General features: G+C 41.5%; 13 protein-coding genes. 1 reads left to right on the forward strand and 12 read right to left on the reverse strand.

Features of this window, described 5'->3' with window-relative positions:
• Nucleotides 1–97 precede the first annotated feature (97 nt).
• The 10 genes from HWQ36_RS24710 to HWQ36_RS24755 form a co-directional block, all read right to left on the reverse strand.
• Nucleotides 98–334 (reverse strand): four helix bundle protein, encoded by a 237-nt coding sequence (locus HWQ36_RS24710; RefSeq protein WP_292707584.1) that lies wholly within the window; start codon nucleotides 332–334, stop codon nucleotides 98–100.
• Between the two features lie 38 nt (nucleotides 335–372).
• Entirely contained in the window at nucleotides 373–3,678 is a 3,306-nt protein-coding gene (locus tag HWQ36_RS24715; protein WP_292707587.1) for a GAF domain-containing protein, read from the reverse strand.
• A 119-nt stretch (nucleotides 3,679–3,797) separates the two neighbouring features.
• Nucleotides 3,798–4,271 (reverse strand): chemotaxis protein CheW, encoded by a 474-nt coding sequence (locus HWQ36_RS24720; protein ID WP_292707590.1) that lies wholly within the window; start codon nucleotides 4,269–4,271, stop codon nucleotides 3,798–3,800.
• Between the two features lie 122 nt (nucleotides 4,272–4,393).
• Entirely contained in the window at nucleotides 4,394–4,756 is a 363-nt protein-coding gene (locus tag HWQ36_RS24725) for a response regulator (RefSeq protein WP_114084071.1), read from the reverse strand.
• A 1,024-nt stretch (nucleotides 4,757–5,780) separates the two neighbouring features.
• Nucleotides 5,781–6,971 (reverse strand): response regulator, encoded by a 1,191-nt coding sequence (locus HWQ36_RS24730; protein WP_292707596.1) that lies wholly within the window; start codon nucleotides 6,969–6,971, stop codon nucleotides 5,781–5,783.
• A gap of 634 nt (nucleotides 6,972–7,605) precedes the next feature.
• On the reverse strand, nucleotides 7,606–8,532 hold the full coding sequence (gene murQ / locus HWQ36_RS24735) for an N-acetylmuramic acid 6-phosphate etherase (protein WP_292707599.1): 927 nt from the start codon (nucleotides 8,530–8,532) through the stop codon (nucleotides 7,606–7,608).
• A 103-nt stretch (nucleotides 8,533–8,635) separates the two neighbouring features.
• A complete protein-coding gene (locus HWQ36_RS24740; protein ID WP_292707602.1) occupies nucleotides 8,636–9,082 on the reverse strand; it encodes a DUF3110 domain-containing protein in 447 nt (148 codons plus the stop codon).
• Nucleotides 9,083–9,250: 168 nt separating this feature from the next.
• Complete coding sequence (locus HWQ36_RS24745; protein ID WP_292707605.1) at nucleotides 9,251–10,324, reverse strand: O-antigen ligase family protein; 1,074 nt, start codon at nucleotides 10,322–10,324, stop codon at nucleotides 9,251–9,253.
• 112 nt (nucleotides 10,325–10,436) lie between these two features.
• Nucleotides 10,437–11,945 (reverse strand): hypothetical protein, encoded by a 1,509-nt coding sequence (locus HWQ36_RS24750; RefSeq protein ID WP_292707608.1) that lies wholly within the window; start codon nucleotides 11,943–11,945, stop codon nucleotides 10,437–10,439.
• Nucleotides 11,946–12,114: 169 nt separating this feature from the next.
• The gene (locus HWQ36_RS24755; protein WP_292707610.1) at nucleotides 12,115–12,702 is read right to left on the reverse strand and encodes a hypothetical protein; all 588 of its coding nucleotides are present in this window, start codon (nucleotides 12,700–12,702) and stop codon (nucleotides 12,115–12,117) included.
• Nucleotides 12,703–13,678: 976 nt separating this feature from the next.
• Between HWQ36_RS24755 and HWQ36_RS24760 the strand changes: the two genes are divergently transcribed.
• Nucleotides 13,679–19,663: a translocation/assembly module TamB gene (locus tag HWQ36_RS24760; RefSeq protein ID WP_292707612.1), complete on the forward strand. Its 5,985-nt coding sequence runs from the start codon at nucleotides 13,679–13,681 to the stop codon at nucleotides 19,661–19,663.
• A 525-nt stretch (nucleotides 19,664–20,188) separates the two neighbouring features.
• On the opposite strand, the gene HWQ36_RS24765 is transcribed toward HWQ36_RS24760, so the two are convergent.
• Nucleotides 20,189–24,076, reverse strand: coding sequence for a response regulator (locus tag HWQ36_RS24765; protein WP_292707615.1), 3,888 nt, complete (start codon nucleotides 24,074–24,076; stop codon nucleotides 20,189–20,191).
• Nucleotides 24,066–24,635, reverse strand: coding sequence for a heme NO-binding domain-containing protein (locus tag HWQ36_RS24770; protein WP_292707618.1), 570 nt, complete (start codon nucleotides 24,633–24,635; stop codon nucleotides 24,066–24,068). The genes HWQ36_RS24765 and HWQ36_RS24770 overlap by 11 nt, the downstream gene beginning before the upstream one ends.
• Between the last annotated feature and the right edge of the window lie 349 nt (nucleotides 24,636–24,984).

Raw genomic sequence — 24,984 nt, forward strand, 5'->3', positions numbered from 1 at the left:
TTTTAATTGAAGCAACTATCATTGCCAGAATCTCGGTGTTTTCAGACATCAAGTTGCTCACTTTTTCGAGTGGTAATAAACCAACCTCAACAATAAATTACATCCAATAAAGACTTTCATCGGCTTCTTCCTCTACCAAGCTGAGTTTAGCAATAACATCGGCGGTTGACTTACCACGGCAAGCTGACCGATAGTTAGCTCCCACAGATGTTGCTGAACGGATTAGCTGCTTGCCAATTACATCTGCCGTTCGGCTCTGCGGAAGGGCTTCTACTAAGCGAATTACTCGCAATGCTAGCTGCTTTGTTCTCCGCTTAAAATCCTCCTCATTCATAATCAAAAATCTAAAATCTAAAATCTAAAATCTAAAATTCATTTAACTTTAAACTTACTAGCGGTTGTTAATAGCTCTTGCGCCATCCCTGATAAATCTTGAAACACAGTTGCAATTTCTTGAGATTCAGCAAAAGTTTTATTAGCAATTTCTGCTACATCTTGCATTGATTTTGTGACTGTTACAGATTGCGTCATTTGTTTTTGAGTCGCTGCGGTAATCCGCTCGATTAACTGACTAATTTCGGCAGTTGCAGAAACGATCGCATTCAAGTTTTGGCGAGTATCATTGACAAGGTTTGTGCCTTCTACTACCTGCTGAATCCCAGTTTCCATTGCTACTGCAACTTCCCCGGTTTCTGCTTGAATATCCTGGACTAATTTTTCTATTTCGATGGTTGCTGCTGCTGACTGGCGAGATAAAGAACGGACTTCATCGGCTACAACTGCAAAGCCTTTGCCATATTCACCGGCACGGGTGGCTTCAATGGCTGCATTCAGAGCCAGCACGTTTGTCTGTGTGGCAAAATTACCAATCAAATTCACCACTTTGGAGATTTTTTGCGAAGATTCACTAAGGCGTTTAATCTTTTTGCTGGTTTGAGCAACGGTTTCACGAATTCCTTGGATTGCTTGTACAGTCAGATTCATCGCTGTATCGCCAGACTCTACAGTTTCATTGGCTTGTTGCACCGCAACTTGTACTAATTCGGCATTCGCCACCACAGCTTGAGTAGAGTCCACCATCTGTTGAATTTCGCCTAATGCTGCGGTAATTTCCTCAGATTGTTGTTGCGCCAGATTAGTCAGTCCCGCCAGTGAAGCCTCGCTATTGGTAGAAGTTTGAGCAACTTGTTGAGCAGCCCCCTGTACTTGGAGAACTATTTGCCGCAGTGCTTGCAGGGTATTATTGTAAGCATCAGCGATCGTACCTAGCTCATCTTCTGTAATCGGTGCGCGTACTGTTAAGTCGCCGTTGAGGGCGGGTCTAAGGGCTGTTAACAGTTGAATAGATCGTTGTTGTAGTAACTCCTTAGCTGCCTTTTCTCGTGCTGCTGCTTCTGCTAATTTTGCTGACTGTGCTTGTACTTGTTGCAAATATTCGGTATGTTGTAATGCCAGTCCTAACTGGTTGCCAATGCGTGCTAACAACGTGACTTCTGATTTTTCCCAATCACGAGTTCCAGAATTTTGATATGCTCCCAGCAATCCCCACAATTGCTCACCAGCAAACACAGGAACAATTACATAAGCTTTGACTTCAAATTGCTCTAAAATCTCAATATGGCAAGGAGAATGACCTACCTGATAGATGTCATTTACAACAAAGCTTTCGTCTTGGCTATATCGACCTCCCTGAGTTTCTTGCAAGTGGGTATCTTCCCAGACGGTTTTGATATCGGGGCCTACCAGTTTTACCCAAGTATGACCTACTGATTCTGCGACAAATTCGCCAGTCCAATTAGGGTTGAAGCGATAGACGGCGACGCGATCGCATCGCAGTAATTGTCGTACTTCTTGAGTGGTTGTTTTGAAGATTTCTTTTACATCTAAAGATTGCCGGATGCGGTTACTGATCTTGGTGACAGCTTTCTCTTGTTCCGCTATCTGAGCTAGTTTGTCAGATTTCAACCGAACTAATTCAAAATAATCTATCTGTGATTTGGCTAGGCTAAATTGCAAGCTAGTTTGAACCAAAAAGTTCACTTCCCAGGTTTCCCACTCACGGGAGCTAGAATTTTGATAAGCTGCCAGCAATCCCCACAATTTATCCCCGAAGAATATAGGAACAATTATGTAAGCTCTGGCTTCAAACTGCTCTAAAATCTCAATATGGCAGGGAGCAAGCCCTACTTCATGGATATCATTAACGATAAAGTTTTCACCCCTGGCATACCTACCTCCCTTAGTATCTTGCAAGTAAGTATCGTCTAAAACGGTTTTAATATCAGGGCCTACCAGTTTTGTCCAACCAGTACCCACAGACTCAGCCACAAATTCGCCACCCCACTCAGGGTTAAAACGATAGACGGCGACGCGATCGCATCGTAGTGATTGACGCACTTCTTGGGTGGTTGTTTTGAAGATGCTATCTACATCTAAAGATTGCCGGATGCGACCTACTATCTTAGTGAAAGTTTTTTCTTGTTCAACTATTCGAGCTAGTTGCTCAGATTTCCTATTCACTTGTTCCAGATATTCGCCTTGTGAGATAGCCACACCAAATTGCAGTCCAATTTGAGTCACAAAGCTTTCTTCCCAAGGTTGCCAATCACGACCAGAATTTTGGTAAGCTGCCAGCAAGCCCCATAATTTCTCTCCAGCAAATATGGGTGCAATGATGTAAGCCTTGATTTCATACTGCTCTAAAATCTCAATGTGGCATTGAGCATGACCCATTTTATATATGTCTTTGGCCACAAAGGTTTCACCCTTGGCATAACGTCCTCCTTGGGTGTCTTGCAAGTGGCTATCTTCCCAAACCATATAAAAATCAGAGCTGACCATTTTTATCGAGCCATTACCCATTGACTCAGCGACAAACTCGCCACTCCAGTCAGGTTTGAAGCGATAGACACCGACGCGATCGCATTTTAGTAATTGACGTACTTCTTGAGTGGTTGTTTGAAAAAGCTTATCGACATTTGATACCCGCAGAATTTTTTCAAGGACTTTAGCTACTGATTTTTTTGCTAGTATTCGCTGTTGTTCTTCTTTTTTGAATTCAAAGCTCTGCAATTTATAGATTAGTTCTGTTGTAATTTGAGATAGCAGACTAATTTCTATTTCTTGCCACTGCCGCGTTGAGTAGCAATTATTTACTGCCAGCAATCCCCATACTTTACCTTCTACTAATATTGGTAAACTCAAACTAGCTTTAATTTGAAATTTATCTAGTAGTTGCTTTTGATAAGGGGTAAGCTGAATCTGATTGATATCGTCAATAACTACAGGTTCTATATAGTCTTGATTGGTATATAAACCAAAAATAATTCCGGGAATATTTTCGCCTATAGTTGGTGTCCAACCTAGTGTTCGAGATTCTGCTAAAACATTACCTGAATCAACAGAATTAAACTGATAAATTAAGGCGCGATCGCAGCCAATTTTTTCTCTAACTTGCGCTACAGTAATTTTCAGTAGTGTATCAATATCTGGAGCTTGACGCAGATGAGTTGTGATGTCTTGCAACTGTTGCCGCCAAGTTTTAAATTCCTGAGCGATCGCATTTAATAAAGATATTTCATTACCAGCAATATTTGATATGTTAGCGTTTCCATTCAAATTTTCTACTTCCGATATTAGATGTTCATTTTCATGACTATTGGTATACAAAAATGTCATTCGATTAGCCTCAAAATTTGTTATGGATAATAAGTAGATATTTGGCAGGAAAGGATGAGCTATGATTTGCTTATTAGGGATTAGGAATTGTCAAGAAATTATCCCCGATCATCTAATTTTCAATTATGAATCTTCCAGATGGGAGATTGGATAATTGTTATAGCATCCAAATTAAAAATCATATCCTCGGAATCATTAATAAAGTACCCCTGTAATAAAGGAGATATTTTAGGATAAAATAGTTCGGTACTTGGGGGTTTCATTTGCTGAATATCCAGCCATTCAATATCTATAATCTGTTTCACTAATAGTCCTAAATACTTACCATTATTTTCCAGAACAATTGCCATCATTACTGAAATTAAATTTGCTCCTTGCGAAATTGGAGGATAACCTAACATTGCCTCTAAATCTACTAACCAAAGCATCTCACCACGCCAGTTATAAATACCCAAAACGCTACTTGACATCTGAGGAACACCACATATTTCAGGTAATGAGACTTGCAAAACTTCTGTGATGTGTTGTAACGAAATGACAGCTGTATCTTTTACTCCCAAATTAAAACTTAAAAACTTTTCTTTGGTTTCCAAAGTTATTTATCCTTTGTGCTTGATTATTTATCTCTATCTACAATTTGCCTTTATTGTTCGATATTACAGAAGTTCTATATTATAAATAAGTCACCTTTGACGTTCGTTAATTTATTGCATTATTAATGAATTAATCGCTTTAAAATTACTACTAGTTCCTCTCGATCAATCGGTTTTGATAGATAACCATCAGCGCCTAACATATTCCCCCAAATTTTATCTACATCACTATTTTTGGTAGAGCAAAAAACCACAGGTATTTTGCTAGTATCGGGGTTATTTTTCAGTTCTCGGCAAATTTCAAAGCCACTTTTCCCTGGTAAAATTACATCGAGAAATATGAGGTCTGGCTTGTTTTTATCTATTTTGTCTTGAGCCTCTTCACTGCTTGTGGCGCTAATCACAGAATAACCTGCCTGTTGTAAGTAACGGCTGATTATTTCCATATCTGTTAAGCCATCTTCAACAACTAAAACAGTATTCATGGTAATTACCCTTTAAAAAACTTTAATAATGTAAACTAATTAGATATACAAATCCTAAGTGATTCATGAACAAAGATATGCAGAAATTACGCATAAAATATTCCCCAATACTTTTAAAAAAGGAAGTTAAGGGGAGTGCGCGAACTAGGTTTTAGGTTTTCAATGCGTAATTACTGACATATAAAAGACTAGAGACTAATCCCTAATCCCTTTGTCACAACCAATATTTAACAACTCAAATAGGACTGCTATAAATACAAAAAATTGTATTTGTCTAATTTTGATCCAATCTTTATGTATTAACCTCAGAAAAATTACGTAGCGGACAGAATATAATATATATTTTTGTTAATATAAAAATTTTTATTAAGAAATAAGAAAAGCATTATTCGTCATAATTAAGGAGTAATTTTATAGGAATATAATCAAACTAAATATTTAAATATGTACAAAAAAATAATTAGGTAGCCTTCAGACTGCTACCTAATTATTTATTGTGAATTTTGACTTATTATTCATCAACCCAGTAATTTAATGGTTATGAAGGTGAGAAAGTCTAAGAGGATGTTTGAAAAGTTCTTTGGTCGGTAGCAAAACGTTTTAGAACCCCCTAAATCCACGCCACTTGCTTCATTTGGGGAGACCACGCCAGATGCTCCACTACAGCGCTTCGCGCATCCTGCGGCGGGGGAGACCCCAAGACCGCAGTGGCTCCCCTTCAAAAGGGGGACTTTGACTCCGGTTCCCCCTTTTTTAAGGGGGGTTAGGGGGGATCTAAACGCTGTGAGGCAACTCTCAAAGACTTGTGTATACACAGTAGCCTTTTGAAGGGGGGATCTAGAAGTGCCTAAAATTACAGCCGACCACTTTTCAAACAACCTCTAAAAGCGGATCACTATAGAATTTATATTTTATTTTTGAAAAACTATGTAAAATTCAAAAAGGCTTCTTTTCCGTTGCCTATTGCTTGTTAAACCAAGTAACTATGGCTACGCCATGCGCGAACAGCAATCAAAGCGGATTCCTATACATTGGCTTTATTCTTCTCGATGGGGACACTCGATGTAGGTAAATACTTACGTACTATACTCATTACCTTGTCAGCCACTACAGGTTTAGTAATAAAATCTGTAGAACCGATTACTTTGGCACGAACTCTATCCAAAAGACCATCACTGCCTGTTAGTATAATCACTGGTGTATTGGTAAAGGCAGATATTCGCCGCAACTGAGTGCAGATTTCATAACCACTGGCAACTGGCATAATCAAATCCAAGAAAATTAGGTCTGGTTTATCTTGAATGAGGGTTGGGAGTGCTTGTACAGCATCTTGAATTTTGATAAACCTTAGTCCATTGGAAGTAATAATATCCTCTAGCATTTTACAGACTTGAGGGCTATCATCCACGCAGGCCACTAATGGAGCATTCGGTTTCTTTGGTTGTGCAGTGGTAGGCTTATTGTTGACCTCAGTCACTACTAATGGCATATCAGGTACTTCTACCAATTCGATGATTCCTTTAAGGATATAGGGAAGCAACGAACGGGTGAGTGGTAGTACACTCTGCTTCATTTTCACGGCTAAATCTAAGAGAGTGAATTTGCCATTGATTAAATTCACAAAGTTTTTGTAGATAGATAGACTTACCATCTGCTGGAGTTGTTCTGGTCGCCGCAGAAATGGTGCTAAGTCAGGAGAAAAATTTGCTAAACCAGCTTCTGACCAAATTTTCCACGAGTCTTGCATGTGCTTTACAGACATTTCTGCACTCGTGAAACTCATTGGTGTTTCCAGGATAACTTCTTGGCTGCGATTGCAAGTTATAGAAGCAAAGTTTCCTTGCATGGCTAGGTCAAATAATAGTTCTGCTATGGTGCTTTCGGCAATTGACTGAATCTGTTCTCTCTGAATTTTCTGTTTTTTATGAAAGATTTCTAGAAGGCAGTAATCCCAGTAATCGACTGATACATCTTGTAAACGCAACTGCAATTTATCAACATCAATCTGGGGACAATTTTGAGCCATCTGTCTACGCCAACGCCGGCAGGGATGAGTTCCCCCTGTCGCCCAAACTATGCGTCCCAGGCGATAATAAAAAGTCCATTGACCACCCTTTGAACTTTTAATATTTAATTTGCCATTATATTGCAGTTGAGTACAAGTTTTAAATTCATTCACTAAGTTATTTGAAAGAAGAAGTTCTGAGTGGGTCATACTTTATTCCTTGTATTCAAAAGCCAGTTATTGAAAAACCCACACTAATTATATAGTGGTCAGGAGAAACATCAAAAAGTGCAAATACATTTGATATAGGAATCCGATTTGATTAATGAACATACTTGTGTAGGTAGGGAATAGGGAATAGGGGACAGAAAAGAAGGGAGTTAGAGGTGTACTGAGTTTTTTCAGAAATTAAATATGAGTCCTATATATAGAAGTCCAAATCAAGTTTATTAAAAGGAAAGGTGATGGGAAAATAGTAAAAATACTGCTAGTCTGTAAGTTCTATATCATAGAGTTTATTATCGGCAGACTTTATGACTCCAGTGGGTTGCTATAGTTCACATCATTAGGATACATTCAGTATTGATACATCATCTTAATAAATTTCATACGGAATTATATCCGTATAAGTTCTGAATTTTTGTTTAAAAGGATTAGTAGTATTTAGAGATTCTTACTTTAATTATTGAGATTGGCTATGAACGGTAAAAATATTTATCTCAATTTATATTGATTAATGTAAGTCAATTGAAGTAAGATTTTCTAGGGAATATTATCTTAAAAAAAGGTGTGCTGCTCAGACAAGTAGCAGCCACCTACAGAGTATTTATTTAGGAAAATGTCTTTAAGGTTGGTTGTGATTTTGATAGCTCATGACAGCTGCCCGAAGATTACTTTGGTGTTCTGAAAGAAGCCGATCGCCATCCTCTTTTTCCAAGCCAGTCCAGTGCATTAATAATGCTAGTTTAACCCACTTGCCACTACGTTCTAATAAAAAACCAGCACCTTCCCGACTTAAGCCTGTGAGGTCTTGCAATATTCGCAAAGCGCGATCGCGTAACTTTTGATTTGTGACTGCCACATCGACCATGCGATTGCCATAAACCTTACCTAGTTTAACCATTACTCCAGTAGAAAGCATATTTAAAGCTAACTTCGTGGCTGTACCAGCTTTCAGGCGAGTTGAACCAGCGATGATTTCTGGCCCTGTCAATAGGCGAATGTCAATATCGGCATCAAAGCTAACTTGTTCAGCCGGAACACAGGCGATAAAAATAGTACTGGCTCCCCGTTGACGAGCAGCATGAAGGGCACCGTGGACATAAGGCGTTGTCCCACCAGCAGTAATACCGACGACTACATCTAGCTGGGTAATGTGTCGCCCAGCGATCGCAGCTTCGCCATCTTCGATGCTATCTTCTAAATCCTCCGAACTGCGTACCAGCGCACCCGCACCACCAGCAATAATCCCCTGTACCAACTCTGGGGGGGTACAAAAAGTAGGTGGACACTCAGCAGCATCTAGCACCCCTAACCTGCCACTTGTGCCCGCACCAATGTAAAATAAGCGTCCCCCGTGACGCAAACGCTCTGCGGTGCTATCAATCGCTTCAGCCAATTGAACTTTCGCCGCCGCAACCGCCGCAACTGCTTTTTGATCTTCGCTATTAAACAGTTCTACTAATTCCAGAGAACTGAGCTGGTCTAAGTTAAGACTGTTAGGATTTACCAGCTCGGTTAAAAGATGCCCACGTTCTTGCAAGTTTGTCATTTATCCTTATGTTCTTTGTCCGTTGTCCTTTGTCATTAGTCAGTTAGCGATCAATGACCAATGACCAATGACCAATGACCAATGACCAATGACTAATGACTAATTAAAGTAATCCTTCCAATTTGCGACGCATCTTCTCTAGTTCGGAATCAGATAATTCTGGTTCTTCTAGTGGCTGTTGATCGAGAGGGAAGGTGTCTTCAACAGTATCCTCCTTCTGGGCGTTTGCTTGCCAGTCAGTTTGTTCTACATTCAGTTCTGGGACTTTACTGATTAAAGGGCTGTTTTCTGGGATGATTTCCCATTCATATCCAGCGCTTTCGCAAAATTCCTTGATTTCCTCAGCATCCATTGGCTCTGGTGTCGGTGAGGGGAAATCCTGAGCTTCCAGCATTAGGGCAAAGCGCGTGGCATCGTCTTCTGACTCGAACATCAGAATTTTATTGCGTAGCTTGCCGCCGTAGGCATCGCCCTCTCGAACCGTGTGAATCCCCTCATTTTCCGTTCGAGCATTAAAAATCAACACAAAAACACGCATTGGTGTAATCATCTGTCTTTTTTAAGGTCTATTCATATTAAAGTTCTAGATTGTGCCTCAAGGAAAGTCACAGGAACAATTTTCAGTCTATTCAGATTTTCCTGAAAACGCCAAGAACCGGATTTGGAATTATGAACTAAATATCTGATTTGTAGTTTGTATGTAGGACTACAGTAGTAATTAACTATTTCTGTTATGTGTGATTTTCGGGACACGGGATATTCTAGATATACTGAGCGACCACCAAGCTAGATGGGTAAATTGGGCGCACTCAAACCAAGTGAAGGTAAAAACGAGGTAAGCAATGAAGACTGCTTCAATTCCCCGGTAAGGTGATTTGATGACCTGCCACAGACACCATCCCAACAGGACTAGGTACGATGCCATCCCCAGTAACCCTACTGATAAAGTTGTATCTAAAATTAGATTGTGCGCTTTAGTTGTGGGTAGTTGTGCAGTTTTTATTTGGCCATTTTCGTCTTGGTAGTCGAAACTAAAATCACCCAAGCGAATTACTTTAGTTATTTTTATGCCGGGGCGCACATGGGAATAAGCAGTGCCGAAACCATCCATTCCCCATCCGAGTAAGGGACGGAGACTAATTCTATAGTTGGCCATCTGCCACAGATCAACGCGGTTTGATGTGATTTGTTTAATCAGAGGTAAATTATTCATCTGCCTAGTGCTGGTAGCGATGCCAATTATGAGCAGACATACCAGTGTTGCGGGGACTAAAAGCTTACAATGCTTCCGTCCTAATAAGTAGATAGTCGCTACCAGTAAGGCTAATAATCCCGCCCTGGTTTGAGTGAGTAGCAAAGCTGGGATAATTATGATGCCAGCAGTTGCAGCCAGACGTGTGTTTATCCATTGCCATTGCCAACCGACAAGTGTCATCACTGCTACTGCTGCTAGGACAAATGAAGCATGACCGCGATGGGAATACAAGCCAATCGGTTGCTGATTTTGAAAAATGGTACTCCGCAGAATGTTGGACTGGAGCAATTGCCCTGTTGTGGCGGTGTAGTCAATTCGCCAGTTAATGGCTTGGGGAAATATGCTGATGGCAAGGATGACACCGCCAATTACTAAACCAATAAGTTGAGAACGGGCTAGTTCTGGGTGTAGTCTGAGTAGTAGGTTATTGCTAAGGGTGAAGATGGCGATTAGCAGCCAGTACAGCAAGCCGTCGTCCATCTGTTCTTGACCGAATAGCGATCGCCAGGGAAAAGGACTAGCGAGAGTTGCAATCAACCCAATTCCTAAGAATATTTCCCACAGCAGTCTGTTGATTTTCCAACTTTGGGGCAGCTTTAGGTCTTCCCTGTTTTCCCAGAGGATTAAAAAGTTGAGTATGCAGATAAGGCTAATGGCAAATACTTTTGGTTGAGTCCAGATTTCCCCACGCGATGAGTACTAATAGTCCTAATGCAGATGTAGGTTCGGGGGTAGAGACGGGCGATTCTGAATCATCTTCATCAGGATTCCAGCCATCATCACCGAGATTAAAAGATAATAGTTCCTCATTTCCCATTAAGAATGCCTCATCATAAAGGAATGAGATATCCTCATATTCTGTTAAGAATGTTTCATCATCTATAAATGAGGTATCCTCATATTCTGTTAAGAATGTTTCATTATCGAGAAATGATGAACTGTCGTTTTCCACGTAGTCACTTACAGAAGGGGGAGGGCAAAGATTTTTAGATGTCCAAGGGTCAGTAAAAACTGATGGAAGACAACTAGAATAAGAAATATTAAAAATTCCATCATTTGTACCTATAAACCTAGAAGATTCAGGAAAAGATAGACGATTTTCCCCACAAGCAGGCGCATAATAATTTGGATTGGGATTGGCATCCGGATAATCGAAATAAGGGTTTTTTTGTCCAACGAAAAACCAGCCTGGATTATCGCATTTAGCTTTCACCACAAGTCTTACAGGCTTGTCGCGAAGAATGGCAGACATAGCCCATGCTTTGTAATCTAACGGTTCTGGAGGTGGTAAAGGTATTGAAGGTGAAGGTGATGGTTGAGATGTAGAACAGCCACCGCCACCACTACCAGGGTTACAAACTAGATCAGGAATTTTAGGAATGGGAATAGGTATTGGCTCAAATTTAGGTATTTCGGGTATGCCTATAGGTATAGGTATGGGTAAGGGATTTTTACGACGATATACTCTGTTTATCCAACCCCATCTGATTCCGTTGTAAATTGTTACTTCTCTTTCTGCTGTTTCCTCAACTAAGTAAAGTTCAGCAAACCAGGTGTGAGGGTTTTTGGCATCAGGTCTATAAGGTCTGTCAAAGGCAGAAAATTCGCTTTTCCCACTCAAGGCATCACGTTCGTTTCCACCACGATAATATGGGTTAGCATTCTGATATGGAGGGATATCTATTCCATCGTACCGGACACCGTGTAAATTTTCGTTTTCAGAAACGCTTTGTTGTTCATCATATATAGTATGATTGTTGACTATATGTTGAATCCAATGAATTTTTCCTTGTTCTGGTTTTGGATCTGTTTTCTTGGGATTATACTTTATATTAATATTAGCTCCTACTCCGCCTCGTATGTGATTTTTTGGATTCGGATCTTCTTTTGCACAAAGAGTTTGAGCACCGCAGCCATAGTAATTAGAAATTTCAAAATTACCATATAAGTTCTTCTTGGAAGATTCAAAATTCCAGCCTTGCCACCTAACATCATTCTTGAACATATTGAGGAAAGCTCTTGTCCCACCTAACTGAATAGGGGCAACGTATCTAGGTGACAAAAAAGTTGTACCTGTGGTACTAGCATCTATAACGTAGGGTACTGTAGGATCGTAACGAGAGATAGCACCTTTTCCAAACTTAAGAGTAAAGCCCATGCCGACTGGTTTGTCAGTGCCACTAGCAAATTTGTTGCTAAAAAAATTAGAAAGTATGATGTTTTACGCATTTTTTATTATGTCCTAGATATCAAGTTTCTAATAAATATCAGCCATGATCATGAAATTAGCGAAAAAAGTAAAAACTAATTTCATAACTGGCTCAATTTCATGACTGCACTAATTGAATCTCCACAAGTGGAGTTAGGACCTCTCCAGTCCAAATATTTTGTACTATTCTTTGTAAGATGATTGGTTCAATCCACCGAGAAAGATCCTCAATACCTTCACGGAATTCATGATACTTAAACCGAAATTTATATGTACCTGGATACAGTGGGGAAAAACTATAAATGTCTTGATCTGGAAAAGGGATATTCAAAATCAACTCTCGGTCACGCTTTTTCTTCCGGTTCTGTATCCAAAAGAGAAAGGCATCTCGATAGAGTGTTACTGCTCTTCCTGGTATTAACAGCACATAATCAGATTCAATTGGTGGGTTAAATCGCTCACAGCCGATACCTGTTTGGATTAATTGGTTATCTGGTGCGATCATTTCTGGAAACATAGAGTAAAAATTCGATGAAAAATAAAAGGGTGTTTGCGTATTATTAGTAATCCGAATACCAAGCTCTACAGGAGTACGAACACCGCGCTTGGCTTCTGGAATGGTTAATACCCTCTGTGATACCACAGTTTCAAACCTGACATTATCCACTTCAACGGCATTACTCTCATTCGATTCAAAAGATGTCATTTTGGTTACCCTCTCTATTTCCAGATTTTCATACGCAGTCAAATTTATTGGCGTATGGCTTAATCCCATTGTCCTGAAAAAGAATGATGATTTGTTGTCAAATACAGATTTTTAGAAATATTTTTGCCCTTTGCTTCATCTCACCAAGGCAACAATATTAATATTCTCTTAAATGCAGGGCAATCACTTTCTCTAAAAGCTTTATATAAATCTTCTTTATTTGAAGATTCACAAATGGATAGTAGATGCATAAATTAAATTTATCAATGAGGCAAAACTATTCATTGCTGTACTTCGGCGCTACAGCGAATCAGAAAGCATTAAGATAAATGTAGGCTTATTTTGGAGTATGTGATAACCCAATATTTACTGAACTAGTAAAACAGCATCTACTGAATTACTAAACCAAACTTTATGAAATTAATCTAAAGTAAATGAGAACGAAAGAGTTTAATTTTAAAAAATCAAGAGAAAGCGGAGTATTAATGATACATTTAGTTTGTTGGTCTTAATTGAAATGTATAAAGTCGTCTGGTTATCTTAGATGGTCTTTATGAAGATAGCCGCGATCGCGTAAGAAAGGTGTACAACAGCATTGGCTAAGGTTCCATTGGCAATCAGTCAGCTTGGAAGGTGCTGAAAGTTCCAAGCTGTTGAATCAAAGGTACATCTCTTTCAATGTCTTGTAACTGCCAAATCCTGACTAACACGCGATCGCTCTTGCGGGTTAATCTGGAACTGAATGCTTTGCAGTAGGCACTTCTTTCGCGCCGATGTCATCATAGCCATATAATCCGACTAAGAAGCGATCGCTAATAGTAGATTATGTTTGGCGATCGCTCCAAGCAAATACCGTAACTCAACTAATGAGGTATTGGGTTTAGTTGGCGTATCCTGGAAATGGCATACTGAATCAATGTGTCAGTTAATGCTTGTCTGTGCCAGCGACATCCGGCAATTAATACAGTGAAAGCAAATGACTAAATCTCCCAATCAAGATATTCTCTCTCCGTCCCCTAACCGCAAGCGTCTGTGGTTGCTGGTGTTGAGTCGGGGTAGCATTGCCTTGAGTGGACTTTTACTGTTAGGAGTTATCATCGGTATTTGGCGGTTGTGGACTTTTGTCCAAACAGAGTTAACGCCGTTGGCACAACAAAGTCTGACTACTACACTCAACCGTCCGGTAAAACTGGGAAAAGTCACACAATTTTCGTTAACGGGAGTGCAGTTTGGGGCTTCAGCTATCCCAGCCACACCCACAGATCCAGATCGGGCGACAATCGAATCTGTGGAGGTAGGTTTTAACCCGTTACAACTAATCTTTAACCGCCACCTCAAGCTTGATGTTACCTTAGTCAACTCAGATATTTATATTCAGCAGGATGAGCAAGGGCGCTGGGTTTCCACTAGCATCGCATCGTCAGGTGGAGGCAGTGCCATTAAAACTGATTTGGACTTTTTGCGGTTTCGTAATGCCAAGCTGGCCTTGATGCCGCAGGGGAGAGTATTGGGAGAAGGGGGAGATGGGGGAGATGGGGGAGAAGGGGGAGAAGGGGGAGAAGGGGGAGCAACATCCCCCTCATCCCCCTCATCCCCTGTAACATTTTCTCAACTGAATGGATCTGCACAACTTTTAGCAAACAACGAGTTGATTCGGTTTGAAGTGGGCGGGCAAGCAGACAGTGGTGGCAATATTTCTATTCAGGGAGAGACACGTTCTAGGGTGCTAGCGGGCAACTTTCAGTTGCAAGCACAAGATTTGCTGGCTGCGGATATTACTCGGTTGATTAAGTTACCAGTGAACTTACAGGCGGGTCGAGCCAATGGCGACTTGTTAGTTCACTTGACACCAGGACAGCAGACTTTATTGTATGGCAATGCGGTTGTGCAAGGGGTAACACTTCAAATACCCAAAGTCCCGCAATTGTTAAGCAATAGCCAAGGAAATCTCCGTTTTCAGGGAACGGAGTTGCAGTTAAACAATGTTACTACCAACTACGGCAAAATTCCTGTAGTGGCTACGGGAATCATCGACACTCAAGCAGGCTTTAAGTTGATAGGGCGTGTAAATGCGGTGAGTTTGGCTAATGCCCAGAATACCCTCAAGGTAAAACTACCTGTGCCGATCGCTGGACAAGTACAAGCTTCTTTGCAGATGACTGGATCGACTAAAGAGCCAATTCTCTCAGGCACAGTTGCTACAATCCAAACTGCCCGCATTGATAAGGTTGATTTTAATAGTATTAGTAGTAAATTTGAGCTTGTTACTAGTTCTAATTCCTCTTTAATTACCCTAAAAGATATTCAAGGTAAAGCTAAAGTTGGTGGTGAAATCACGGGCGCTGGCACAATTCAACTTGGTAAAACACCGCGATTGGATTTAAATTTCGCTGCCAAGAATGTTCCGGGGGATGCGATCGCAAAAGTTTATGAAACAATACCTGCGTTTCAAATCGGCAATGTCTCTGCTACAGCCCAATTAACTGGCGCTCCTACTAATGTTCAAACTTTGGTACAGTTTCAAGCCCCTAACGGAACTTACCCTGGCACTGGCGAAGTTGCGATCGCTCCAAATCGCAATGTCTCTTTCCGTAATGTAGCTCTTAATGTCAGTGGTGGCACAGTCCGGGCAACTGGTAGTTATCTTAATGAGCGTTGGCAAGCTGTAGCTGTTGCCTCTGGCGTAAAATTATCACCCTTTGTAGACAAAAGTCAACTGCAAAATGTCTCTTTGGATAAGACACAGTTTAATGGTCGTCTCATTCTCTCAGGCAGCACAGCACCATTTAAAATTGCCACAATTCGCAGTGATGGGGCAGGAGTTCAAATTGGTGGCGGCACGGTTGCAGTTTCTAATATCCAACTGCAAGACCAAAGTTTCTCGGCTCAACTTGTAGCTAATGATGTACGGTTAGGGCAAATATTGAAACAGTCTCCCCCAGCTTTAGATAATCCTTTGGCGGGGACGTTCCAAATCGCAGGTAACAGAGATAATTTCAGCCTGAAAACCATGCGTGGCAATGGTGAAGGTAGCCTGGCTATTGGTGGTGGTACGGTTACAGCTAAAAATATTCAAGTGGCTAATGGTGTGTATCAGGCGCAAGTTCAGGCTAAGAATGTGCCTGTACAGAAGTTGGCAAAAGTACCAAAGCAGTTTCAAGGGGCGTTAAGTGGTCAGTTTGATGTAGCAGGTTCTGTTGATTCTTTTAAACCAGAAACTATTCAAGCTAGTGGTCAGGTACGGATAAATGTTGTGGATGGGACGATTACAGCTAAAAATATTGAAGTAGCTAATGGTGTATACCAGGCGCAAGTTCAAGCGAATAATGTACCTGTGCAGAAGTTGGCAGCAGTACCACCACAGTTCCGAGGGACGTTAACTGGTCAAGCAAACGTGGCGGGTTCTGTTGAGTCCTTCCAACCGCAAACTATTCAAGCCAGTGGTCAGGCGCGGGTAAATGTTGCGGGTGGGACAATTACAGCTTCTAATATCCAAGTGGCTAATGGTGTATACCAGGCACAAGTTCAGGCAAACAATGTACCTGTGCAGCAGTTGGCAGCAGTACCACCGCAGTTGCGGGGAGTGTTAACTGGTCAAGCAAAGGTGGCGGGTTCTGTTAAATCCTTCCAACCGCAAACTATCCAAGCTAGTGGTCAAGGACGGCTGGATGTTGCAGGTGGAACGATCGCAGCTTCTAATATCCAATTGGCTAATGGTCGCTATCAAGCTGTAGTTAATGCTTCTGGCGTGGAATTAAATCGGTTCAATCAGCAATTGCGGGGTCAATTTGGCGGTCAGTTGCAGTTAGCTGGCACTGTCGGATCGTCAAAATTAGCAGATGTGCGGGCTGCTGGACAGGTGCAATTATCCCAAGGTATCCCTGGTCTTGAGCAACCCCTGACGGCTGCGATCGCTTGGAGTGGTGAAAGGCTGACTATTGAGCGAGCAACTGCTCCCGGTTTAAGTGTGACTGGTAACATATTAGCCAATGCTAAAAAGGCGGGTATACCGGAAATTACTGCATTAAATCTCAATGTCCAAGCGCAGAATTATAACCTAAAACAGTTACCGATTAATCTTCCTAATCAGGTTGCTGTGGCGGGTAAAGTGGATTTTAATGGACAAGTCACTGGTAAGCTGCCCTTGCCAAATGTGGTAGGGCAAATTAATTTACGAGACTTAGTTGTTCAAGATATTGCTTTTGAGCCGTTGTTAACTGGAAATATTGATTCAGCACGGGGACGCGGTTTAAATTTAAATTTGGCGGGAAATAGCGTAGACCCGAAGGGGCTTCTCGGCAGAGATCGCTTGGCCTTTAATTTAGATGCCAATAATCGCCCGAAATCTTTCTTCGTAAAATGGCAGGAAGCATCAGCCACAGGTAATGTTCAAGGGAATGACTGGGCACTCAAAGTTGCAAATTTCCCTTTACAAATATTGAATTTGACTCCGCCACCCATTACTCGGTTGGGTACTGGTAAGATAGCTGGGTTGTTAACCGGGGATTTGCAGTTTAATCAGCAGACATGGGCAGCAACGGGGAATTTAGCGATCGCTAATCCGCAAATTGGCCGAGTTAAAGGCGATCGAATAGCTGCTCAATTCCGCTACGGTAACGGTAAAGCCACACTCACCAGTAGCGAATTTGTCAAAGGAAAAAGTAGCTATGCCCTTGTCGGTACGTTTGCCCAAAGCTCTAAAGGGCCTCAACTACAAGGTAAACTGAACGTCAACCAGGGAGAGATCCAAGATGTTTTAGCTTTAGCACCGGTATTTGATTTACAAAATTTGCCAGGTGGTTCAGCAGCAATCTACGGCACAGCAGAGGATCTAACCACTACCCCCCAAGGAGTACCAAATCAACCCTTATTAACCCAAATCCAACGGTTTTCTGAAATTGAAACTTTGGTAGCAGAACAGCAAGAACAGCGACTTAATTCCACTCCAATACCAGATTTAGCAGACTTAAAGGGGACTTTTAATGGGGAAGTGGCTGTAAATACAGCTACAGCCAATGGATTATCAGTGGATTTTAATTTGAATGGACAAAAATTTGCTTGGGGTAAAAAGGAACAACGAAATCGTTTTTATACTGCTGACAAAGTGATTGCCGAAGGCAACTTTGAAAACGGTGTTTTGAGTTTGCGACCTTTACGAATAGAATCTCAAAACAGGTTAATTGCCTTTACGGGTAACGTTGGCGGTGATGAACAATCTGGTCAGTTGCGGGTGAATAATTTTCCGGTGCAACTACTGAATAATGTTGTCAAACTGCCAGTTGGAATTACAGGGAATCTTAACGGTACAGCAGCTTTAGCAGGCAGCATTGCTAATCCCCAAGCTAGAGGGGAATTGCAAATCACAGAAGGATTATTGAATCAGAAAACAATAGAATCAGCAAGGGCAAGTTTTAGCTATGCCAACGGACGCTTAAACTTTGGCAGTACTGTAGCAGTTGCCGGGCCAAAACCTGTTGATATTACTGGCAGTATCCCTTATAAATTGCCTTTTGCAACCGTAGCACCAGACAGTGAGCAAATCAGTTTGGATATGAAGTTAGAAAACGAGGGATTGGGACTGTTAAACGCATTGACTAATCAAGTGGTATTTGAAAAAGGTGAAGGAGAAGTAGACCTGAAGGTACGCGGAACATTGCAAAAACCCCAAGTAGAGGGAATTGCTACTGTCAATAATGCTACTTTTTCAGCCCAGGCTTTACCAGGTAAGCTGAGAGATGTCACAGGTAGAGTGTTGTTTAATTTTGACAGCATCTTAGTAGAAAATCTTCAGGGTAGATTTAGCCGTGGGAAGGTGGAGGCTGCTGGAGAAATTCCCATTTTTAACAATGAGAACGCAACTATCAACAATCCTTTAACCGTTAACCTCGATAAGCTTGCGTTGAATCTCAAGGGACTTTACCTGGGAGGCGCTAGCGGCAATTTGCAGATTACTGGTTCTGCCCTTAGCCCGGTAATTGGCGGTAAAGTAAGTTTATTTGATGGTCAGGTATTGCTGGCAGAATCTACCGATGCGACTTCATCTGCAAATAGTAGTCTCGGTGTATCACCCACAAAAGAGAATAAGCAGAGTAAAGCTGAAATTGGAAATGGATTGGCTCAAGGCTTGCCGTCAGGTATTGCTAGATTTAATAATCTAGATTTAGAACTCGGTAAAAACGTCCAAATTACCCGTCCTCCTATTCTCAACTTCCGCGCCACTGGTAATCTCATCGTTAACGGCTCGATCAATCAGCCTGTACCCGATGGTACTATCCAGTTAGAACAAGGAGGGGTGAATTTATTTACTACCCAATTTAACCTTGCTCGTGGCTATAAACACACCGCAACTTTTAGTCCCTCTGAACCCCGCGACCCCAACTTAGATATTCGGCTATTTGCCAAAGTACTGGACGTAACTCAAAGTAATGACTTTGGTAAAGTAAATTCCACAGGTTTATCAGCCTTAGAGAGTGTTCGAGTCGAAGCCACTATCAACGGTCTAGCCAGCAAACTAAATGAAAATCTAGAATTAACAAGCAGTCCGTCACGTAGTCAAACCGAAATTGTTGCTCTTTTAGGAGGTGGATTTGTAGACACCCAAGGACGTGGTGACAGTACTTTGGGACTGATTAACATCGCAGGTTCGGCTGTGTTCAATAATTTTCAGTCTGCTTTTAACCAGATTGGCAGTACCTTTGGCTTAAGTGAACTGCGAATATTCCCTACCGTTATTTCTGAGAATCCCGAAGCTGGAAGGAGCAGTTCAACTTTGGAATTAGCAGCCGAGGCTGGGGTCGATATTTCTACCAAAATATCTGTTTCTAGTATTAAGATTTTGACAACAAATGACCCCTTTCAATGGGGTGTTAATTACCGAATAAATGATGAATTTCGGGTGCGTGCTTCTACTAATTTAACTGATGACAGTCGTGCAGTAGTGGAGTATCAAACGCGGTTTTAAATTTCTCAGGCAGAATTTTGGCGCAGCAAATACCAGATGCGTAAGTCATATAGCTATTTTCAATCTGGTGAGGTACGGGTATGCAAATAGACCGGGAGCATCCCAAATGTGCAAGTGTATTTTTATAGGGTATTTGGAATTAGACTAGGAATGAAATAACGAACCGCCAAGGACGCAAAGAACGCAAAGGAAAGATGTTTGTACAGGGTTTTTGTGCCAGTCCTGTGCCTTTTAGCAAAATTGGGATGCTCCCAATAGACCTAACCTCCAACCCGTTGCGGGAAGGGGGAACAATTCAAAGCCTCTCTCCTTTTAGGCTATGGTGTACACACAAGTCTTCTAACATTGCCCTACAATCTTTTGATCCCCCCAACCCCCCGATAAATTGGGGGGCAAAAGTCCTTCAAAGTCCCCCAATTTATCGGGGGATTTAGGGGGATCTTTAACGATTTTGGTAGCCTTTTAGGAGAGAGGAATGGAAGTGAGGTCAAAATTGTACTTCACTAGACCGAAAACCACTATCTCTTAAAAAGAATAAAGGCTTTGAAGAGCCGTAATGACATTTTTATATTCACTTTCTAGGTGATTAATCAGCCCAGAAATCTGATCTAATGATTGAGTTCTAGCAGCATTTTCTAAGGTTTCACAGATATTTCCCAGCTTAATGGCACCAATACTAACACTGGGCGATCGCAAAGCATGAGCTGCTTTTTGCAACTTTGCTAGGTCTTCAGCAGCAATGGCCTCTTTAATCGTCTGTATTCTAATAGCAGCATCTTCTAAGTAAATTTGGATCAGTTCAGCGACTAGATGCTCATCATCACTGCCTCCCATGTTTTGTATTTCTTGCAGAAAACGTTGGTCGATTGCCTCTTCTAGATAGGGATCTGAAGATGCAGAGAGGAATGCAGACTTAGGTAAATCAATCAGATCGGGAGACTCGGAATCTTGACATTGCTGAATATCAAACTTTTTCAGAACCGCTTCCAGCGCCTCAATCCGAATCGGCTTACTAATATAATCATCCATCCCGACCCTTAAGCACTCCTGACGATCTTCTAGGCGGGCATGGGCAGTCATGGCAGTTATCCAGGGTTGAGCATTAGGAGAGAATTCTTGGCGAATCCGAATAGTTGTTTCCCAGCCATCCATTTCCGGCATTTGGATATCCATAAACACAATATCGTAGCGTTGCCGTTGCAAGGCTTCTAGAGCTTCACCCCCATTATTAGCCACATCCGCCCGAAAACCCAACCGTTGCAGCATCTTCAGAGCAATTTTCTGGTTTACCAACACATCCTCAACTAAGAGAATCTTGAGTGACAAACTTTGGGCAAGCTGGACATCAATTGTTGGGAGATTTGGTGTAGGCAAACGGGAGTAAGAAGCAATGCTAATTTTAGAATCAACTCGTTGGGTAGACCAACTACCACGCACAATTTGTAAGAGCGTATTGTGTAACTGATACTGTCGCACAGGCTTATGCAAAAAGGCAGTAAACTCAGAGGCTAACTGCCTTACCTCTAAAGTTTGCTTGCCTTTAAAACTCAACATCACCAAAGGTAAATCCTGATGTCTGGGTATAGCCCGAATTTGAGCCGTCAAATCGAGGATATCCAGGTGGGGGCTATCGATATCCAATATAATTACGTCAAAGGCATGTTGTATTAAGCATGGGACGGCAGCACTTAATTCTACAGGTTGGACATTTACTCCCCAACTCTGAAGTTTGCCGGTTAAGCATTTTCTCAAATTGACGTTATCTGCTGCTAGCAGTAATCTCTTGCCGACAAGCTCTGGATAAGTACTCAAAGAATTATCAATGGCAGAAGAATCAATTTGCAACATTAGTGTGAAATAGAAAGTAGAACCTTTAACAGTTGAACTTTCCACCCACATTCTGCCCCCCATAATTTCGCTCAGGCGCTTGCTGATCGCTAATCCTAAGCCAGTACCGCCATAACGTCGAGTCATGGAGGCATCGACCTGGCTAAAGGGCTTAAACAGTCTATCTAGGCGATCGCTAGGTATACCAATACCTGTATCGCTCACCGCAAATAGAAATTCGTAATATACACAATCGGCAGTTGTGGCTTCCTGCTTGAGAACTTGCTGCTGTACAGCGATCGTCACAACGACTTCTCCAACATTCGTGAACTTGACAGCATTGCTCACTAAATTCCAGAGAATCTGGCGCAAGCGGGTAATATCACCAACGATCAGAGTTGGTGTATGTGGTTGCAATTCGTACATCAGTTCGATGCCTTTCAAAGCTGCTTGCGGAGCGAGCAAATCCAGAGCTTCTTCCACACAAACTTGCAAGTCAAAGGGTTGTTCTTCCAACTCTAAATTACCAGACTCAATCTTAGAAAAGTCGAGAATATCATTGATAATAGTCAATAATGCATCGCCACTGTTACGGATAGTCTCTACATAGTCGAGTTGCTCAGGTTTAAGGGGAGTATCCAAAAGTAATCCAGTCATGCCGATGACCGCATTCATCGGAGTCCGAATTTCATGGCTCATGGTGGCGAGGAAATTACTCTTAGCCATATTGGCAGCTTCGGCTGCTTGCTTGGCAAGGTTAAGCTCTTCATTTTGCTGTGCTAACAAATCGGCTTGACGGGTTTCCTTAGCCAGCAATTGTGCTTGAGTGAGAGCAATACCCATTTGATCTGCTAGGTGTTTAAGCAGATCCATTTCTAATTCAGTCCATTGCCTGGGGCAATTGTGCTGATGGAGAATTAATAATCCCCACAAATCTTTCCGCACCAAAATTGGTACGATCAGATTGGATTTTACCTGACACTGCTCCATTTCGCAGGGTTTAAATTCTGTTAGCCCTAAATCTGAAATGGCTGTAATCCGTCTGTCACGATACAAATCTAAGTATCTATCCTGAAGACAATCATCACAAATATCCTTGTTTAAAATCACTGACCATTCCGGGACTACTGCTTCCTGAACAACTTCACCAGAACCATCAGGTTTAATTTGGAAAATGAGAACGCGATCGGCTTGCAAAATACGCTTAACTTCCGTTACCGTTGTCTGGAGAATTTTGTCCAGTTGCAGAGACTGACGAATTTCTTCAGTAATTTGCTTGAGAAGAAGAGCGCGTTGGTACTGCTCCTGTAAAGCTTCTTCCGCTTTTTTGCGTTCGGTAATATCCAAATGAGTTCCTACTATTCTCAAGAATTTTCCTTGGGAATCACGGTTTACCAACTTACCGCGATCCAAAATCCACTTCCATTTTCCTGATTTTGTCAGAAAGCGTGCCTGCACCTCATAGTAAGGTGTTTTGCCCTTGAGGTGAGCTATCAGTCGTTGTTGCACCAAGCGTCGGTCATCTGGATGGATCAACTTATTAATAATTTTAATATTGTCGTCCAGTTCCTCTGGGTCATAACCCAGCATTGTGTACCAGCGTGGGCTACGATAAACTTCTCCAGTTGCTAAACTCCAGTCCCAAAGCCCTTCGTCTACTGCATCTAGCGCCAATTTTAACTGTTCTTCACTCGATCTCAGGGCATTTTCTGATTGTTTTCTGAGGGTAATGTCACGATATTTCCACAAATGACCGTAAAATTTCTGCTCAACCACAATAGGTACATAGTCTTGTTCAAAGATTCGTCCATCTTGAAGTTGCCATTCCTGATTGAGAACTATTTGTCCTTGGCTCAATATTTCATCTAAGCGCTGGATAAATCGTTCTGGCTCAACAAAAAGTTGTTTACTCAATCGGGATGCTTCCCGACAATCCAGTCGCTGTAAAGCTTCTGGAGCAGGGTGAATACCAAATAGGTTACAGAACTCTTGATTTGCCAAAACAACGTGTTGGTTCTCGTCTTCTAACAAAATACCAACCTGTAAACTTTCAATCAGCTTTGTCAGTCGAGAAGCTGTGGTTCTTAATTCTACCCGTTGTTCTGTGAGTTTCGCGGTTAGTTTTTTGGCATCTGCAAGAGCTGAATTTTTAGCTTGTAAGAGAAACAGATAATCTGAAACTGAATCATATAGAGGAAAATCATTAATGCTTAGTTCTAGCTTTTTGAGAGCGGTAATATCAGTAATCCAGGGAGAGCCAAGAAATACCAAATGATTGCCGTCCTCTAAATACACTATCTGTCCCTTTAGCTGCATTTCTTTGTGGTGGGATTGCAGGAGAAAGAGCGATCGCGTTTGCTGACAAATAGCTTCAAAACTAACTAGACAGTTGGGGCGATTGATGCGGAAATGTTCTTCTAAGGAACTATTGAGGATGTTAATAGGTTCTAAAATGCGCTGAAGCACTTCACCCGCCTGGACAATCTTCATCTCTCGATCGATGACCAGATGGAAGGGAAACAATGCTGCAAATTGGTCAGCACTAAGACTGAATTGCCTTGACCAGATAGCATTATTATTTGTCATCAGACTGAGAATCTTTATATTTAATAGAGAATATATCGTGAGTATCTCCCTGTTCACGAAAACTAATTTGGGTAACATCCACCTTTGTATCAAAGCGTTTTGCCAATCCGTGGAGTAGACCAATCACCATTGGAGATAATCCTTTCCGAGTAGATTGGTAGTGGAGATCCATAGATTTATCACTGTTGTGTTCACACTCAAAAGATGGGGGACGAAGTTCCGAAAAACTCAAACCCACCCGAGCATGAAGGTTGTCAAGATTCTCTATAAACTGGGGTAAGGAGTTTCCGGCGCTGGCTAAAAGCTCTCCATAGCCTTCTTCGGCAGTATAGGTAAGCCAATATTCTCCAAAGGCTTTCAGAATGTCGTGTGCGGGTATACTCAATACCTCACAAGCGGCTTCAACTAAACAATAGGTAACATCGTCAGGATAACCATCCATCCCAATAAAAAAGTCAATATCCTCAAGTGCAGCCTTTTGTTTAATAGTTTCCCAAGTATCCTCACCGTGGTATTTGCAAATCATGTCTTGAATTGCTTTGTTGACTAGACCGTACATCCTCTTAGCTCCTGTGTACAGAGAAAACAGCAAGTTACTTAGATATCCTTTTGATATTAAAAGTATTTTTATCAGATAAAAATTGAATATAGCCTATAATAAGCAATTTCTTAAAATTTATAACTTTTGCTCTTATGGTATAAAGAAAATTTTTTAAAGAGTTGTCAAGTTTCCTTTTGTCGGTTCGCGGACTAATTGAAATGTTTGTCTAACCCTAATTTTTTCGTAGTAAATTGCGATGGGCTACGCCCCACCGTAGCCCATCGCGTCCTAAACAAGTATTTTACTCAAGTCCAATCCAGTATGGATTTCGCGCCTTTTATCCCCAATTTGGTAGAAAATGTCAATT

This window comes from Nostoc sp. NMS2 (assembly GCF_017115105.1).
Taxonomy (GTDB): domain Bacteria; phylum Cyanobacteriota; class Cyanobacteriia; order Cyanobacteriales; family Nostocaceae; genus Nostoc.

Excerpts from the sequence above, each read along its gene's own strand:
- HWQ36_RS24710 (WP_292707584.1), bottom strand. The coding sequence starts at position 334 with ATGAATGAGGAGGATTTTAAGCGGAGAACAAAGCAGCTAGCATTGCGA.
- HWQ36_RS24715 (WP_292707587.1), bottom strand. The coding sequence starts at position 3,678 with ATGACATTTTTGTATACCAATAGTCATGAAAATGAACATCTAATATCG.
- HWQ36_RS24725 (WP_114084071.1), bottom strand. The coding sequence starts at position 4,756 with ATGAATACTGTTTTAGTTGTTGAAGATGGCTTAACAGATATGGAAATA.
- HWQ36_RS24730 (WP_292707596.1), bottom strand. The coding sequence starts at position 6,971 with ATGACCCACTCAGAACTTCTTCTTTCAAATAACTTAGTGAATGAATTT.
- murQ (WP_292707599.1), bottom strand. The coding sequence starts at position 8,532 with ATGACAAACTTGCAAGAACGTGGGCATCTTTTAACCGAGCTGGTAAAT.
- HWQ36_RS24740 (WP_292707602.1), bottom strand. The coding sequence starts at position 9,082 with ATGATTACACCAATGCGTGTTTTTGTGTTGATTTTTAATGCTCGAACG.
- HWQ36_RS24750 (WP_292707608.1), bottom strand. The coding sequence starts at position 11,945 with ATGGGCTTTACTCTTAAGTTTGGAAAAGGTGCTATCTCTCGTTACGAT.
- HWQ36_RS24755 (WP_292707610.1), bottom strand. The coding sequence starts at position 12,702 with ATGACATCTTTTGAATCGAATGAGAGTAATGCCGTTGAAGTGGATAAT.
- HWQ36_RS24760 (WP_292707612.1), top strand. The coding sequence starts at position 13,679 with ATGACTAAATCTCCCAATCAAGATATTCTCTCTCCGTCCCCTAACCGC.
- HWQ36_RS24765 (WP_292707615.1), bottom strand. The coding sequence starts at position 24,076 with ATGACAAATAATAATGCTATCTGGTCAAGGCAATTCAGTCTTAGTGCT.
- HWQ36_RS24770 (WP_292707618.1), bottom strand. The coding sequence starts at position 24,635 with ATGTACGGTCTAGTCAACAAAGCAATTCAAGACATGATTTGCAAATAC.